Raw genomic sequence first — 15,156 nt, forward strand, 5'->3', positions numbered from 1 at the left:
ATTTTAAAATTTTATCTTCACTGTATGAGAATAAAAAACCGTTCCAGATTTCTGAACGGTTTGTCTATTTTGAAATTAATAATCTACAATGACGAAATCCGGATTTCCGGTCGCGAAAAAGTAACCATTGATATCATCTTCCGTAGGAGGTTGGTCATATTCCTTTTTTAATGCGGTGATTTCTTTTTTTGACATGCCTTTCGTATTTTCTTTAGACAGTTCCGATTTTTTGCGATATTCCCATTCTTCCCTATATTTTTTTAACCCGGTTTTATACTCTTCCGTTTTTTTGTATTGGGCAAACTGGCGAAACTTGAATTTTATAAACTCATCTTTGTCCAGATCTTTTTCCCTGACCACCGTATCATTGTCGATGGTCATTAATTTGTATTGCTCATGTAATGACGAGTATCCGAAGCTGGCAGCTTTAATAAGTTTTCCGGTTGGTATCACGAGTATTCCCGAATAATTAAGAACTATTTTTCGATTTCCGAAAAGTTTTTGGAAAACGGAAATATAATCTTCACTGTCTGAATTCAGATCCTGAATTTTAATATCAATTAAACTTAAAATATTATTTTCAATTTTAAACGTTGCTATATACTCGCGGTCATTTGATGAGGAAAATGAAAGCATTCTTTCTCCGTTCTTATATTGATGAAATTCGGTGAGTTGAGATCCATAGACCGGATGATCATCAGGATGCTTCTCCAAATATCCCTCCAAAGGATTATTCATGAGATCATACTCTTTGTTGTTGATGATTATTTTGTCAGGTTCCTGGCCGGTAGCAAAAATTTTTATAAGTGAAAAAGTAAAAAGGAGGATAACTATTTTAAGTTTCATGGCAGAGTATTGTTTTAATAGAATGAAAATGCTTACCAGCTTAGATGTATTTCTTTACTATGATTTTAATCAGATATATATTTATTATGCCAATCAACCACCAAAACGGAAATTTGAAAATCACATACAACAGATTAAAGCTATCGACAATTTCAAATTTATAGTGAACATTATATAATTCAATTTGAGTAGACAGTAATGGCACGATGATGAGAAAAAAGATTCCGATCATAATTTTGTTTATTCTGGTCAGTTTTAACAATTGTTTTTTTAGCAAGAGATAGAGAATAAGATTAATAATGATTAAAATGAGAAAATCAGAATAACTAAAAAATGTGAAAGGTTCTGCTGGTTCTCTGAAAATATTTTTCATTGTTTTCTCAGTGAATTTTGGGTTACCAAAGATTAAAGGAATGCTAAGGTATTTTTGAATGATTGAAGTTTCTTTCTCCTAATCTTTGGTGACTGATCATTAACGGATTGCTTTTTTACTTTTTAACTGAAATACATTGCCTTCAGGATCTGTTCCGTCACACAGCCAAAAATCATAATTATCAAATGTTTTAATGTCTCGCATCTGAATGTTTCTGGATACAAATTCCTTCCTTGCCGATTCTATATCTGTATCAATTTCAAAAACGAGTTTGGTATTGTTATCAAACTGATGTCCGTTTTTTATATTTTCAAGATAAGGATCGCCTATTGTATGCAATCCAATCTGTAGTGCTCCTGCATTCAGAAGAGCCCAGACCGGATCTTCTTCCATTACTTCTAAACGAAAGTTTTCGACATAGAAATTTTTAAGCAATTCAACGTTTTTAACGTACAAAATGATGGTGTCAAGAGTTGCCTTCATGGATGGGTTTTAATAAAAGTAAAGATAAGAAAAGTTGTTCCAGTAGTATTTTTAAAATAAAGGTTCTCCATTAAGATCCGTCGTCAGCACCTCACTCATATAATCAAAAAATGGACGCATGGCTAACAAGGTGAGTATGGCTTCTTTCTGAAAATTGGATGATAAAACTTCCTTATCGGTAAATTTCCTCATAACGACATATTGTTTTTTTCGGATGAGATCAATGGCCGGATGATTTTTATCAAAACCTCTTGGCGCCGTTTTTACAGCATCACCTTCAATGTTTCCAAAGTATTGTAAGAAAGTTTTGTCAGAAGTAATCTTTTCTATGGCTGTTGTGCTAAGTTCAAATTCTTTACGGATGCGAAGCAAATCTTTGGTATCAGGACCCCAGAATCCACCTCCCACAAAACTGTTATTAGGCTCTATCTGTATATAATATCCTCCTCTTAACATCGGTTTTGAACGGGAATAGCCAACCCCGAAATTATTTTTATAAGGTGTCTGATCTTTCGAAAACCGCACGTCTCTGTAAATCCGATAGATATGGATTCCTTTTAAATTGTCATATTCCTGAAGTTCGGTATAGATCTGATCAAAAAAAACTTTGTTTTCTTTGACAATTAAGTCATATTCCGGTTTATGCCGGGCAAACCATTCCCGATTGTTATTTTTTTCCAGTTGTTTAAGGAATTCAAGTGCTTTTTTCATGTTGTAGAGTAGTTAAAGTCTGCATACGCTGACAATGAGGTTCTTATTGTATATTGTTGAGCTGCTCATTATAAAGGCCTACCAACAGACTGTTTCCGTTTTTATCGATTTTTACGCCGCCGTATTTTGCCTTTTCATATTTCTGAGCCTGTCCTTCCTGAAAGAAGAAAGATTCTGCTCCGATATTGATATTCCATTCATTGGGAGCCGTATATTTAATCAGGTATTCATCTTTATTCAAGGGGGTTGTTTTCTCTTGAAATCTCACTCTTTCTGCGATACCTTTGCTGTCGATACGGACTACGCAATAGCCTCTTTTAGGAAGGTATTTTGTATTTATATTTTCTGATAGGCTATACCGCAAGTTCATGTAGTCGCCCTGCATCAAAGAACGGGGATCAACTGGGGCCAGCTGCAAAAGAACCAGTTGCCCCTCTTTTAAAAGGGCTTCCTTTTTGACAACGGTATAATTGAAGTATACCAGCAAAATAACAAGGTTGGCTGCGATAATCATCCATTTATATTTTTTCATTCGATGTCAGTTTTTTACGGGTTAATAAATAAAGCCCCAGGAATAAAATACCAGAAGAAAATAAGAGAATGGATTTGGTCAGCAGGGTAAAATGCAGGTCGTAATAATATCGTGACACAAAATAAATAAATGCCATCATGCCAATAGCCAGACTGGTTTTATAATTCACTAAAAAGCTTACAAGAATAATTAAAATAGCTCCGGATATCGCGGGAGACAAAAGTGTAGGTAAGAGAAGAGCCATTGTTACAATATAAATTCCTGTCTTTTGGGTGGTTTGGGAAATGCTCAAAACTTCAAAAAGACGGGAAAGAACAAACATAATGTTAAGTATAATAACCACAGAGGATACCCAAATGTAATCCCGGGATACTTCAATAAAATCATTTCCGAGAAAAACCAATCCTGCAAGGAATGAAAAAATAAGCCCGATGCGAACGGGATCGTATAATTTTGAAAGGGCGGGATGCAGAGAAATTATTTTGGCTTCTTTCAGGAACACGGCCGTAATCATGATCGCCAGGAGAGAAATATACAGGTGTATCAAATCATAATTGTGGTTGGATACTATCAGTGTTATAGAGCCTCCAGTGATGATTAATACAGAAATAAAGGCAATGATATAACTCCGGACAACCACCAGCGATCCCGCTGCAATCAGAATACAAATAAGACTGACCGTATTTTCAGTCATTTCCATCTTAAATAAACCGAGTGCGAAAAGGACCAATCCAATGAGGTATGATGAAACACTTACCGTATCAAAGATGATGGTTCTGTACATTCTATTAATGAACATTCCTCCTGTCATCAACAGGATTCCGGAGATCAGTAACCCTGACGTAGAATCATATATTCCGGTAATGAACAGGAATCCCAAAAAAGCTAGACTTGCTAAAATGCCCCCAAAGACAGACAATATTTTTACTGCTAAAGATTGATGGTCATCTCTTTTTTCATAAGCGGTAAAGATGGCTTCTTCATCAAATTTCAGTTCTTTATTTTCCTGGGTCCGGAAATAATCCAGGAGTTCTTTGATTTCTTCTCTATTTCTCATGGTTCCATTTTTTTTGAAGGTTGATCAGGTTCATAATGACCAGCGTAACACTTACAATGATAAAAAGACTGACTAGTAAAAACATGCTTCCACCTTCCGATATTTTAAGGAGCAGAGCTGAAATAATGATAATGATGCTCAATGGAATCACCGAAAGATAAAACCCGTTTTTCGTTTGGATACCGTGCCAGATTCCCAGTCCAAAAACCAGTAAAACGATGGGAGCTAAAACCGGAAAAACAGGATGGTAACCGTCAAGAATCCCATAAATCATTCCTGCAGTCGCGAAGGTTATGGAACCCAAAGCTAAAATATAGGTCAACCACTTGGGGACAGTTTCAATTTTTTTATCCTTATCCAAAAAGAGCAAGATAAGAAACAGGACCGTGTTGAACAGAAAAAGCAATGCAATGACCAATAATGCCGGCCAGTCTTTGGCAACCTGTTCCGTGTATAGAAAAAATGTGGTGTTGAGTAAGACAATATACAGCAGCCACAACGGAGCAAAGTTCGAAACTACCACCCAAAGGGTGATGAAAAGAGTCCAGGCCAAAAAGAAGTCATAGGAATTAGCGCCCGTCTGATAAATCTGCCCGAAAACGGCAAACAGAACTCCAACAAGAAATGACGATCCCGTAAGGACAATATTTCTGGTGGTGTTATTTATTTTAGGAAGAAAAACAATGAGAGTGGCTGCAATAACGAGGATTTCGGTCAGTCCCAGTTTGGCAAATTTATTCAGATCTGCCCAATTATAGGCAAAAAAGAAAATAATGCCCGCCGTGGTAAAACCGATTCCGAGGGTGATGAAGAACAGGCGCAGGAATTTCTGCCACATCGCTTTATCGTGGTAAATGTTTTCTTTCAGGGCCCTTTCTATGGTTTGTTCCGTCACATTGCTGTGGCGGCTGATGATATGGAGGTCTTCGCGCTGGAGGTTTTTCATGGATGGTGTTTTTAGATTGGTGTAATGAAATACGATGCTTCATCAGGCTTCAAGAAACGAAGCTACAAAAAATATGAGGAAGTGAAACAGTGGTTTTTTTCTGAACAGGAAACCTCAAATAAAATATAATTTGTTTGCAACTTTAATTATTTGTTCTCTAAAAAAGTATTATAATTGGCGTAATATTTTTTGAACTTAAAAGTATCTTGATCGATTACAATGTCAGAGTTAGCCAGGATTTTACACTCCCGTGTATACCTAAATATTTTTTTTCTATTGTAGGATGTTAATATGAAATTGTTGCCCTTAAGTGAATAAGAATCTGTTTTTTTATATTCTTGAGAGAGATGTGATTTTGTCCAACCCAGACGACCTAATAATACATCAAAAATCCACCTGTCATCATTGCTTGATCCCGGTATTTGCCACATTTCTGCCATAATTCCCCGGTAAACAGCCTTTCCTTCTTTACTAAACAGATAAATTGACAAATGGGCGGGATCAAATTCCGAATGATGTCTTTTGGATGTATTGCTGGAATCTTTCTCTGGTTTTCTTTGATAGCAAAAATAAAATCCATCAAATTTGAGATTGGATTGAGCTATTTCTTCTTTAGAAAGGGGTTTATAATCCATTGTTGAACAACTGATCATCAATATGATAAGAACGGTAAAATAAAAATATTTTATCATTTTAATTTTTACTGGTTTTATAAAAATATTACGGGCATAAGTGCTTCAACAGTAGTTGATGAACTATTTTTATTCATCACTCTATAAATTCTATTTCAATCTCAGGAAGTTTTTTCAAAACCCTTGTTTTTTTAATGATTGCAACGATCTTTTCTTTAAACTTATGGTCTGAATTGGTCATGAGAAGTTGCACCTGTTCTTTTAACTCATTGAGCCATTCTCCCGGATGATTTTCCTGTAATAATTTCTGATAGTAATGATTTTGTTCAATGAGATCATTGGTTAGTCCACATATTGTGCCTTTATGATAACTTCCCCAAATGTTCTCGCTGGTGTAGAGGTGATTCAAAATGAACGCTTTGGCTTTATGGGTATTTTGAAGATTTTCTATGTATTCAAGGGCTTTGTTAAGGGCTATTTCACAAAGTTGTTCAACCTCTTTTGAAAAGTGATCTTCATTTTCGGTATATTCTACAAAATCAACATCCTGTCTGTAGCAGATGTCAAATGAAAAATATGCCTGTTCTTGCCAGTTGAAATTGACCCCGACGTTGAGCGTCGTTCCCTGTCTGCCGCTAAATGGCTGAAACTCGATGATAGTGGTATACCAGCCATGATCATCGAGCCAGATTCTTGATTTTCCTTTTTGTTTGATGCCGTAAGGACCAAAAACTTTTTTGGCCGTTTTGTTTATTATCTTTGAATGATCTGGCGGTGTCATAGGATCTTTTTAAAATAGTAAAACCGTTCATTGTATCTTCTAAGGATGGCGCAGATTCCAAGCTGAATATCTCAGACAATTACGGAACCGGAACTCCCGTACTTTCCGACCAAAGCGCAAACCAATCCTGCAATTCCATATTAACGGTCGTGGCTTTCATCAGATTGGCCAGTCTTGACGGATCTGCGGTACCGCAAACCGGCAGAATCCCGGCAGGATGTTTTAATATCCATGCGAGAAGGATAATATCTGCGGGAACTTCATATTTGTCGGAGAAATTGGCCAGTATCTTTTTTAATCGTCGGGTCTGATCGTCGTCCTGTCTGAAAACAGTTCCCAGGGGTGACCAGCACATCGGCGTAATATTTCGAGTCTGCATATGATCTAAACTTCCGTTTGTCATCGCTTCAAAATCGGTAATAGAAAAACTGATCTGGTTATAATTGATTTTGATTTTGGTCTCAATCAGATCCGTTTGTAAGGGGGTAAAATTGGATACCCCAAAGTCCAGAATTTTTCCGTCCTGTTTGAGTTTTGCGATGGCTTCTGCAATGTCATCAGCTCTCATTAAGGGGCTGGGACGATGCAGTAAAAGTAAGTCTAAATAATCCGTTTGCAGGTTTCTCAATGACTGTTCTACAGACCCAATGATGTATGAGGTAGCATAATCGTAATGTTTTACGAAATTATTTCTTTTATCGGATTCCATCTGAATACCGCATTTGGAGATCAGCTGTATTGTACTTCGGTCTATTTTGCTTTCGTTAAAAGCTTTTCCAAACTCAGCTTCCGTTGTATAATCTCCGTAAATATCTGCGTGATCAAAAGTAGTGATGTTATTTTCCAGGCAGCAGTTCATCAGTTCGATCATCTGTTGCGTGCTGCAGTTTTTACCCCAAACGCCCCAGGTCATGGTGCCGGCAATAATCTTTGAAAATGATTTTTTATCCATGTTTTTTGTGTTGTTTATCTTAACGTCTTTTTTAGTTCTTCAATATAGGAGAAGTTTTTTTTGCCAGAGTTATTTAAACTTTTGATCTCAATTTAAAAATAAGTCCTGATTTTTATACTTTAACTGGAGTTAAGTCTAAAATGATAACGGTGTAAAAATAAAGAAACCGTTCTGGAAAACAGAACGGCTAATATAGTAAATTGTGTTTAAAATCAATGAAGGCTCGCGCTATCAAAGGGATTTTAATTTTCCATTGCCATATAATCCAATTGTCCGTTTTCGTCTGTATTGATGACCACCAGATAATCAGTGATGTCCCGTCCGATTGAATAGTCTAAAATAGCAAATTGATCTTCACTGTCCGGATAAAGTCCTACCCTCACCAATTCAAGTTTTTTTAAAAGTTGCTGCTCCGGTTCAGTGGCAGAGTCATCAAAGTTGATCAGTGTTGAAAGTTCCTCTTTTTCAACTTCTTCCAGGTGATGTTCTACATAAAATTTTACGGTTTCTCCCTCTTCATCGTTGTAGTCATCGTGTAGGTATGTTTTATTCAGCTTGTCAAATTTTCCGATGTTTTCAAGATAGTTTTTGACTTTTTCCAATTGTGACGGATCTATATTTTTGTTTTCAAAATTAAGATCTACCTGAACTTCATTGCCATTGAAGTCCATATTGGTTGTGTAGTATTCTTCCAGATTTTCTGTTGACAATTGCCCGAAGTGGGGGAGTGTGTATTCTTTCATATAATTGATTGTTTGGTAGATTGTTGATTAATTGGTTGTTAGGATTTAAAATTACACTTTCGCTTGTGCGGAACTTTCGCTTTCTATTTGACTCTATTGAGTTCTGTCGCATTTTGCCACCCTCCAATAGCTTCCAGAACTTCATCTTGATTTTTTTTGTCGGGCCAGCCTTTTTTAGCAAGTTCACTTCTAATCTGTTCTTCTGATTTTTCTTTTACTAAATGATAATAGGCAAAGTCTACAACTTCAATCGGAACTCTTCCGATGATATATTTGGTTAAGACAGCAATTATTTTTAAATAAAGAAAAATACCCGTTAGTCCAAGTTGTATAATCCAGCTTATTATCCAGCCAATCCAGCCAAAATTAATTTTGTTTATTGTAAAACCTTGCGTAAATCTTATGTATAAAAAATTCAAAAATCCAATTCTGTCCAGATTGTTTTCATTCAAAATAAGTTCGTATTGAAAATATTGGTTTAATATATAAATCAATATAATCATAGCTCCCAAAACATATTGTAATTTACTAAAATCCGTATAGTTTGAAATCTTAATTAAGTATTTCATGACAAAAGCAATTGCAGTTGCCACCAAAAACTCATACAGCACTATCAAATACAATCCTTTTACAGAAAGGAATGCTAAGATAAAACCGAGAATTAAAGAAAGGCATAAACTACCAATAATGGGTATTGTAATATTGGGACTTTTTGTTTTTACAGGTTTTGGTAAAGTTTCAGGAATGATGTAGTCATCCCAATTGTTTTTCTTTTCAGTTTCATTTTCAAGCTCCTTAAGAGCCTGTTCATCAAAAGTTTTTAATATTTCCTGATAGGCATAAATGAATAGCTTTACTCTTTTAGAATTTTTTCCCACATCCCATATTTCGTTACCTAAGGATTCACTTTGGACTAAAATAATCCCATTTTTATATGTGGCTGTAATGATTTCAGTCCAGCGTTCATTTACCAAGGTTTCTTCTTTACGCTTTGCTTCTATATGATGACTATCTTTATAAATAAAGTCCCAATCCAATCTTTCAAAGGTTTTCTCAGCAATAGCGATGAAAAGTGTTTCATTGACATATGTTTTGAATTCTTCTTTATATTTTGGAGTAAAACTGATGCTGTGTTTTTTTTTAATCGTCTTTTCGAAATTTTTTAAACTGTTTTCCATTGCTAGTGTTGAGGTCAGGTTATTTGTGCGAATTTTTTTGTTTGTAAATTTAAATAAAATAGTAAAATTTAAATTCGTACCAATGAATGTGATTCTTAATGCCGCAAAACCGGAAGGTTTCACAAGGCAGGAGCAGGTCGGATTTTTGCTGATTACGACTCTTCAAAATTTAAAATCATTATTCTATTTATTTCAGAATCAACTCTTTTCATAATCCATTCTTTTTCGTCAGGAGATAGATCGTTTAAAAGATTATTGTTGTTTTCATTGAAATCTGTTATGACATCTTCTGAAAATTCTGTTTTAATTTCGGCTATTCGAAGTGGGTTGCTTCTATCCGGCTTTCCTATTTTGGAAATTGCACTTTTTAATCTGTTTTGAGTAATATAGTTTCTCAATTCATCTACGATAAAGGATAAATCTTCTGTTTTAGAAGAAATGTTGGGAATGAAAGACCATTTTTCAGCTTCATGAAATTTTTCTTCTTCGTCAAATTCAGGGTTTTTTAATTTAATAATGGGTCTGGAAAAAAGACTGTTCTTATCGATCAGATTGAAAGGCTTTATCACCACCCCTTCAATTAAATTGTCTTTGAGCTCCGGAAGTTTAAATTCTTTAGGAATAGCTGAATTAATTCTAATATTGAAATTCATGGCCTCATTAAATTTTCCAATCAGTAAGGGTTGCGCATGAAATATTTCAAACTGCTTAAAATAAGCCAGTGAGGTCTCATAATCCAGATAGTATTTAGAGTCTGAACCATCGGTCTCAACAGCAATATCGAAAGCGCAAAATTCGATGGCAGGGGTATAATATACTCCGGTTTGAATGGCATGCAGGTCCTTTACAGGCTCCACTTCCGGATGGGGGTATTTACCTCCGAACAATTCGCCATAAACAATATATTTCTTCCCAAGTATTTCATTGCTTAGAGTTTCAAAAAGGCGCAGAAGGTCGTCTTCAAGTTTGTTGACAATTATTTGGAAACCGAAAAAATCGTCTGTCCATTTTAGATATTCTTTCCTTTTGGCAAATTTCAAGTTCCCCTTTTCATAGATGAAACTAAAGTTAGCGCCATGGACTTTTTCTGTAACCACCCATTTCAATTTTTCCATTTGGGAAAAATCATTCTCGCTCAGGCCTAGTTTTTTTAAGGTGTTGGGCATCTTTTCATACCCTGAAAATTCACTCATTTTTTCATTTTTTATTGGTGCTCATGGTTTCGCGGCTTCTGTATACTATTCTCTGCATCATCACCGTGGTATTATGTGATGGGCCATTTAATTTTCTATCATATTTTTATCAAATCCTATGTTTGCATTATTTCCCTGCCAAATTACTTTAAATCCAATTGGGAGAGCCATAAATTGTACGGTTTCCGGTCTCAGCGTCATTAGTTGTCCTACTGTCATTCCTTCGAAAGACATTGTTTCTTCATTAAATTTTTCTGTCATGGCAACCCATCCGGAATCTGGATCATCTCCGTTCCAACGAAATAAATTGGCCTGTAATCCTGTTTTTATCAGCGGATCTACGGTAACCATTTGGTCGAAGTGAGGAAAATCCGGTTCTACTTTTAATTGGTTGCAAACGGAAATTTGCTGTTTCAATATATGAAGTGTACGGTTTAGACCTTCGCCAAAGCCTTGCTGTTCCGGGATTACTTCCAGAATTTCAAAAAAGTCTGAAACTTCATGGAATAAAATACTCCAGGAGAAGCATGTTATTTTTTCTCCGTTTTTAATGTCTGGTTTTTCGTCCTGAATAAATTCCACAAGATATAGCAGAATTGGTTGTAAGTCCTCTAATGACAGATTGTTTTTTGCAATTTTTATTTCTTTGTGAATAGAGGATTTTAATCCTTTGGAGTAATGATAGTGATGATCAGATTGAAATTCTATATTTCTAATCTTAAGTGTTTTATTTCTGCTGAAAAATCCCATAGATATTGTTGGTTATTATGTTTTTTAATGGGGGAGATGTTTTTAGGAAAAGTTATTTATTTACCAAATAATTTTTTCCAGAAACCTCCTTCTTTGGATTTACTATGTTGTTCGCTGAAAAATGGTGTCGGAATATTGATGTCACCGGTATCTTTTGTCAGATTTTTAATTCCATTATACAAAGGCTGTTCATTTTTTGTAATGGTGGATACTGAAGTCAGAGGATAAAATCTTTCAGAGGCATCCATTCCAACCGGGAAGTTTGTTCTTTTTAACCAAAATGGTTCCAGCAAATCACTTATAGGCTCCATGTGTATTTTATCATCAAAACTTTTTCTTGCTTTTTTGATAAAGTCTTCATCCCAGTTTGAGGTGACGCGCTCAAAATATTTTAAGCTTTTTGCAGGGATGTGCAACAGGAAAATCTGAGTTTTATCTCCGAGTTTATAGATGTCAAGAACTTTGAAATAGCTGTCAAGATTTAAACAGCAATGACCAAACCTTTCATTGTCCGGATTTACTTCATAGAGTTTTGCTGCTTTTGCAGAGGCAATTAAAAATCGGGTATTAAATTTTATTCCACCGCCTCTGGCACTTACGTCAAGAAAAAATCCATTTCTGATGAGTTGGTCTTTCGTGAATTTTTCAGCGACAGAAGGTTTTAAATCGCAGTCTTTATAGTATAATGTGGCTCCCGGATAGGTCCAGTTTGTTATTTCTTCATTGTTTTCAAAAAGACCGTTTTCTATTGGTGTCATAGGTTTTGTTTTATAGGTGCGTCAATGTTTAATAAGGCGTAGCGGCAATTGGAGAAAGTACATTCTGAAACCATAAAATCAAGATAAGGAAAAGACGTTTAGCTTATCCAAAACCACGATGGATCCGATGCGTTGTTTGCTCATTATTTATCAGGATAAATCTCAATTTTTTCTAATAGTCTTTTTGCTAAATAATCGTTGCCATCTTTCAAATGCTCATAAATAATTTTGGCCTCTTCAAGATATTTTTCTTTCTTCGATTGGTTCCAATAATAGGGTGGTGCATATAAATTACAGATTCTATCGGCCATTTTTACGGCCCAGACTTCTTTTGGCTGTGCTTTTATCCGTTCCAGGCTATCTTTCATCTGCAGCTTCTTTTCAAGAGTCGTGTTTTTTGTCAATGCCAAAACACCTGCCTGAACCTGTTGTCCATATTCTTTTTCCAGATCTTCTGTACTAAAGTCTGTATCTTCTATTGTATCATGTAAAAGTGCGCATTTGATGGCAAGCCCTGCATTGAAGTCAGATGTATTTTTAGCCGCATTCATGATTTCAAATACAACGCTCCCAATGTGGTTGATGTATTCAATTTTTTCGCCTTGCTTTTGTCCTCCATAGGTTTGTCCGCTATGCAGGATACTTATTTTTTGCCATATTTTTTGCAAATCGTCAATCGTAAAAATGTCGTTCATTTTAGTTATAAGTTTTCCAATTATATTTTGTCATTGTATTGGTCAGTTTTTGGTCAACTATTTCAATGCTTAATTCTTCGTTTTCTTTTGTCAGTATAATCATACAGCCCTTTTCTAAGATTCCATTTTCATTAAATTCCAGTTCTTTTATTTTTATGGACTGTGTTATCCCATTAAAATCTGTTTCCTGTTTAAAAGGTTCTCCCGTATGTCCATAAAAATGATAATGAAAAATGATATTGTCCAGAACCTCTCTGATTTCAGACATTCCATAGCCTCTTTGGCTACTGTCATCCTTGTCATGAGTGATTAAGAGATCAAATACATCTTTTGTTTTAAGCAGTTTCCTGATTTCCTTTCGTTCATACTCCTGAATAAATCGCTTTTCTGTTCTTCCTTTCCTATCCCCAATTCTTCCAATACCAACAAAGGTTAAAACTTCGTTTTTCGTTTTTAATTCCTGTATGAAGCCCGATTTACAGACAAAAACTTTTCCGTAAATATCAATAGGAAACAGGCTGGTTTGAGAATTATCATTTTCCAGATTGTCTAAAAAATCGTGGTCTTCATGGTTTCCACGAACACAAATCATCTTGATATTGAGTTCATCTAAAAACGATTTGATATTTGGATTTACTTTGGTGAAGTCGTCATGAAATCCCAATTCATCCCTGTCATATTGGGCGTGTTTTACAGTGGCTTTGTCCAGATTGTCGATGTGAGGATAGGCTCCCATATCTCCACATTGCAAAATAAAATCAACGGTATTACCCGTTTCTTTTTGGTATAGATCAACCAATTTGAAAGGCAATAGTATTTTACCATGTATATCAGAAAAAATGGCTACTCTCATGTTGTATATTCTTGTTTCTTAAACCGCCAAGACGATCCGGAAGTTTCCGTACTTCAAAGGATGTTTTAAAAATACTGTTTTTATTATATTGCTCAAAATTGAGATTTTTTGCGGAGCAAGCCGGATGATCTCAATACAAAATGTCTGCATCCGAATTGATCAGAAATAGGGCTTCAAGAAAAGTTTCTGCTATCAACTCAGGGATTACACCAGAATTTTTAAACACCCCTTTTTGTCCTTTCACAAATCCAATGTGATGTGAATTGATTAAATAATCCGCAAACACAATGAAGCTCTTGTTACTCTCATTATGATATTCTTCCACAATTCTCGTCAATGGCCAGATAGAAAACATTTTTTTTGTCCAGTCCCAATCTGCGAAGCCGTCCAGTGTTAAGTAAAACGCTTTAAAATCGTTTGGAAACTGAAACTCAATAATTTTTTCTGTTGCTTTAATTAAATCTATGGTTGCTGGTGGGCTGAGTTTGATATGTTGCTCAGTCCATAATTTTATCATATTATCAGGAGATATTGGGCTCATTCTGTCGCAGGAGATATGAATTACTTTCCCGGTTTTTGGATATTCTTCAACCTTCAAAATTTTAGAGTTAATTTTTCTTCTCCTGGACGGGTTTGTCTGCATTGGCAGAAAGTACACTTTCATTAATATCTGCCACCTGTATGCTTTTAATCGCTGAGCTGGTGAGAGCCGTTGTACTTCCACCAATGATGTATAGTTTATTGTTGTATACTTCCGCTGCAGCATGTCTTCTGGGAATCATATTGGATGATAACTGATGGAGCTTATTGGTTACAGTATCAAAATAGGCCAGGAAAGATTGGTTATTAAAACCACCTGCAATAAAGATCTTATGACCTGATACCGCTAATGAGTGTCCGGATATGCCGACAGGCATGGTGTACTTATCAATCCAAACATTAGTCTTGAGGTCGTAAACATTGATCAGGCGGGAGGGAGTTCCGTTAAACCCACCAATGACATAAAGCTTATCATTAATAATTTTGCCTTTGGCTTCTCTGGCTGTGGGCATATTGGGTAATGGATTCCAGGTATTGGAAGCAATATCATAATACTGGAATTTATTGGAAAATACAGTGGTTGCAGCTCCATTGAGGCCGCTGCCACCAAATACATATATTCTGCCGTTATGGATTGCTGAGCCTGAGTTTCCTGTGTAGGAATGATTAACCGCCCCCTGCGTTACTGTATTGGTTGCAAGGTCTACAATTTCAAGATGGCTGTTTCCCCAACCGTTAAAAATATAAATTTTATTATTGTATGTCTCCGAATTAGCAAATCTTTTGGGAAGCAGGGTAGAATTGAGAATACTCCAACGGTTATCGGTAATACTATATTTCTCAACATACTTTGCATCACTTGCTTTTTCATGATACCCATTGCTCACATAGATATTATCATCCACGATTACACTGGTTATGGCACCTCTGCCTGCAGACATATTGGCGAGATTTTTAAATTGAAGTGTCTGTGTATGAACTGATAATGAGCTCAGAAATGAAAGGAGTAATAATTTTATTTTCAATTGTTAAGATTTAATGTTTGGTTTTAATTCTATTAAGAATTCGATATTTTTTAGTACAGAGTATCAATAGAAAATTGAACTTCATGGATTGGGGAAAGTTTAAGAAAT

18 protein-coding genes are annotated in these 15,156 nt (G+C 35.6%); all 18 read right to left on the reverse strand.

The window, feature by feature from the left end; all coding sequences use genetic code 11:
- Nucleotides 1-75 precede the first annotated feature (75 nt).
- The 18 genes from EG346_RS09850 to EG346_RS09935 all read right to left on the reverse strand — a co-directional run bounded on the left by EG346_RS09850 (nucleotide 76) and on the right by EG346_RS09935 (nucleotide 15,048).
- Nucleotides 76-846 (reverse strand): hypothetical protein, encoded by a 771-nt coding sequence (locus EG346_RS09850; protein ID WP_123878320.1) that lies wholly within the window; start codon nucleotides 844-846, stop codon nucleotides 76-78.
- Nucleotides 847-1,318: 472 nt separating this feature from the next.
- Nucleotides 1,319-1,702 carry a VOC family protein gene (locus tag EG346_RS09855; RefSeq protein WP_123878322.1) on the reverse strand — a complete coding sequence of 128 codons (384 nt, stop codon included), beginning with the start codon at nucleotides 1,700-1,702 and terminating at the stop codon, nucleotides 1,319-1,321.
- Nucleotides 1,703-1,753: 51 nt separating this feature from the next.
- The gene (locus EG346_RS09860) at nucleotides 1,754-2,413 is read right to left on the reverse strand and encodes a DUF2461 domain-containing protein (protein WP_123878324.1); all 660 of its coding nucleotides are present in this window, start codon (nucleotides 2,411-2,413) and stop codon (nucleotides 1,754-1,756) included.
- A 43-nt stretch (nucleotides 2,414-2,456) separates the two neighbouring features.
- The gene (locus tag EG346_RS09865) at nucleotides 2,457-2,945 is read right to left on the reverse strand and encodes a GDYXXLXY domain-containing protein (protein WP_123878326.1); all 489 of its coding nucleotides are present in this window, start codon (nucleotides 2,943-2,945) and stop codon (nucleotides 2,457-2,459) included.
- A complete protein-coding gene (locus EG346_RS09870; RefSeq protein ID WP_123878328.1) occupies nucleotides 2,932-4,002 on the reverse strand; it encodes a DUF4401 domain-containing protein in 1,071 nt (356 codons plus the stop codon). Before EG346_RS09870 ends, EG346_RS09865 begins: the two co-directional genes overlap by 14 nt.
- Entirely contained in the window at nucleotides 3,992-4,948 is a 957-nt protein-coding gene (locus EG346_RS09875) for a DUF2157 domain-containing protein (RefSeq protein WP_123878330.1), read from the reverse strand. The genes EG346_RS09870 and EG346_RS09875 overlap by 11 nt, the downstream gene beginning before the upstream one ends.
- A gap of 146 nt (nucleotides 4,949-5,094) precedes the next feature.
- A complete protein-coding gene (locus tag EG346_RS09880; RefSeq protein ID WP_123878332.1) occupies nucleotides 5,095-5,583 on the reverse strand; it encodes a hypothetical protein in 489 nt (162 codons plus the stop codon).
- 133 nt (nucleotides 5,584-5,716) lie between these two features.
- Nucleotides 5,717-6,361, reverse strand: coding sequence for a hypothetical protein (locus tag EG346_RS09885; RefSeq protein ID WP_123878334.1), 645 nt, complete (start codon nucleotides 6,359-6,361; stop codon nucleotides 5,717-5,719).
- Nucleotides 6,362-6,440: 79 nt separating this feature from the next.
- Nucleotides 6,441-7,313 (reverse strand): aldo/keto reductase, encoded by an 873-nt coding sequence (locus tag EG346_RS09890; protein WP_123878336.1) that lies wholly within the window; start codon nucleotides 7,311-7,313, stop codon nucleotides 6,441-6,443.
- Between the two features lie 242 nt (nucleotides 7,314-7,555).
- The gene (locus EG346_RS09895; RefSeq protein WP_123878338.1) at nucleotides 7,556-8,056 is read right to left on the reverse strand and encodes a DUF2004 domain-containing protein; all 501 of its coding nucleotides are present in this window, start codon (nucleotides 8,054-8,056) and stop codon (nucleotides 7,556-7,558) included.
- Nucleotides 8,057-8,139: 83 nt separating this feature from the next.
- Complete coding sequence (locus EG346_RS09900; RefSeq protein ID WP_228429382.1) at nucleotides 8,140-9,357, reverse strand: hypothetical protein; 1,218 nt, start codon at nucleotides 9,355-9,357, stop codon at nucleotides 8,140-8,142.
- Between the two features lie 29 nt (nucleotides 9,358-9,386).
- Nucleotides 9,387-10,427 carry an RNA ligase family protein gene (locus EG346_RS09905; protein ID WP_228425774.1) on the reverse strand — a complete coding sequence of 347 codons (1,041 nt, stop codon included), beginning with the start codon at nucleotides 10,425-10,427 and terminating at the stop codon, nucleotides 9,387-9,389.
- An 87-nt stretch (nucleotides 10,428-10,514) separates the two neighbouring features.
- A complete protein-coding gene (locus EG346_RS09910) occupies nucleotides 10,515-11,177 on the reverse strand; it encodes an immunity protein Imm33 domain-containing protein (protein WP_123878342.1) in 663 nt (220 codons plus the stop codon).
- Between the two features lie 56 nt (nucleotides 11,178-11,233).
- A complete protein-coding gene (locus tag EG346_RS09915) occupies nucleotides 11,234-11,935 on the reverse strand; it encodes a hypothetical protein (RefSeq protein WP_123878344.1) in 702 nt (233 codons plus the stop codon).
- Nucleotides 11,936-12,078: 143 nt separating this feature from the next.
- Complete coding sequence (locus EG346_RS09920) at nucleotides 12,079-12,630, reverse strand: HD domain-containing protein (RefSeq protein ID WP_123878346.1); 552 nt, start codon at nucleotides 12,628-12,630, stop codon at nucleotides 12,079-12,081.
- A 1-nt stretch (nucleotide 12,631) separates the two neighbouring features.
- A complete protein-coding gene (locus EG346_RS09925; RefSeq protein WP_123878348.1) occupies nucleotides 12,632-13,483 on the reverse strand; it encodes a metallophosphoesterase family protein in 852 nt (283 codons plus the stop codon).
- Between the two features lie 130 nt (nucleotides 13,484-13,613).
- Nucleotides 13,614-14,081, reverse strand: a complete 468-nt coding sequence (locus tag EG346_RS09930; RefSeq protein ID WP_123878350.1) for an SMI1/KNR4 family protein — start codon at nucleotides 14,079-14,081, stop codon at nucleotides 13,614-13,616.
- A gap of 10 nt (nucleotides 14,082-14,091) precedes the next feature.
- Nucleotides 14,092-15,048: a Kelch repeat-containing protein gene (locus tag EG346_RS09935; protein ID WP_123878352.1), complete on the reverse strand. Its 957-nt coding sequence runs from the start codon at nucleotides 15,046-15,048 to the stop codon at nucleotides 14,092-14,094.
- Nucleotides 15,049-15,156 lie beyond the last annotated feature (108 nt).

The sequence above is a fragment of the Chryseobacterium carnipullorum genome (assembly GCF_003815695.1).
GTDB classification, from domain to species: domain Bacteria; phylum Bacteroidota; class Bacteroidia; order Flavobacteriales; family Weeksellaceae; genus Chryseobacterium; species Chryseobacterium carnipullorum.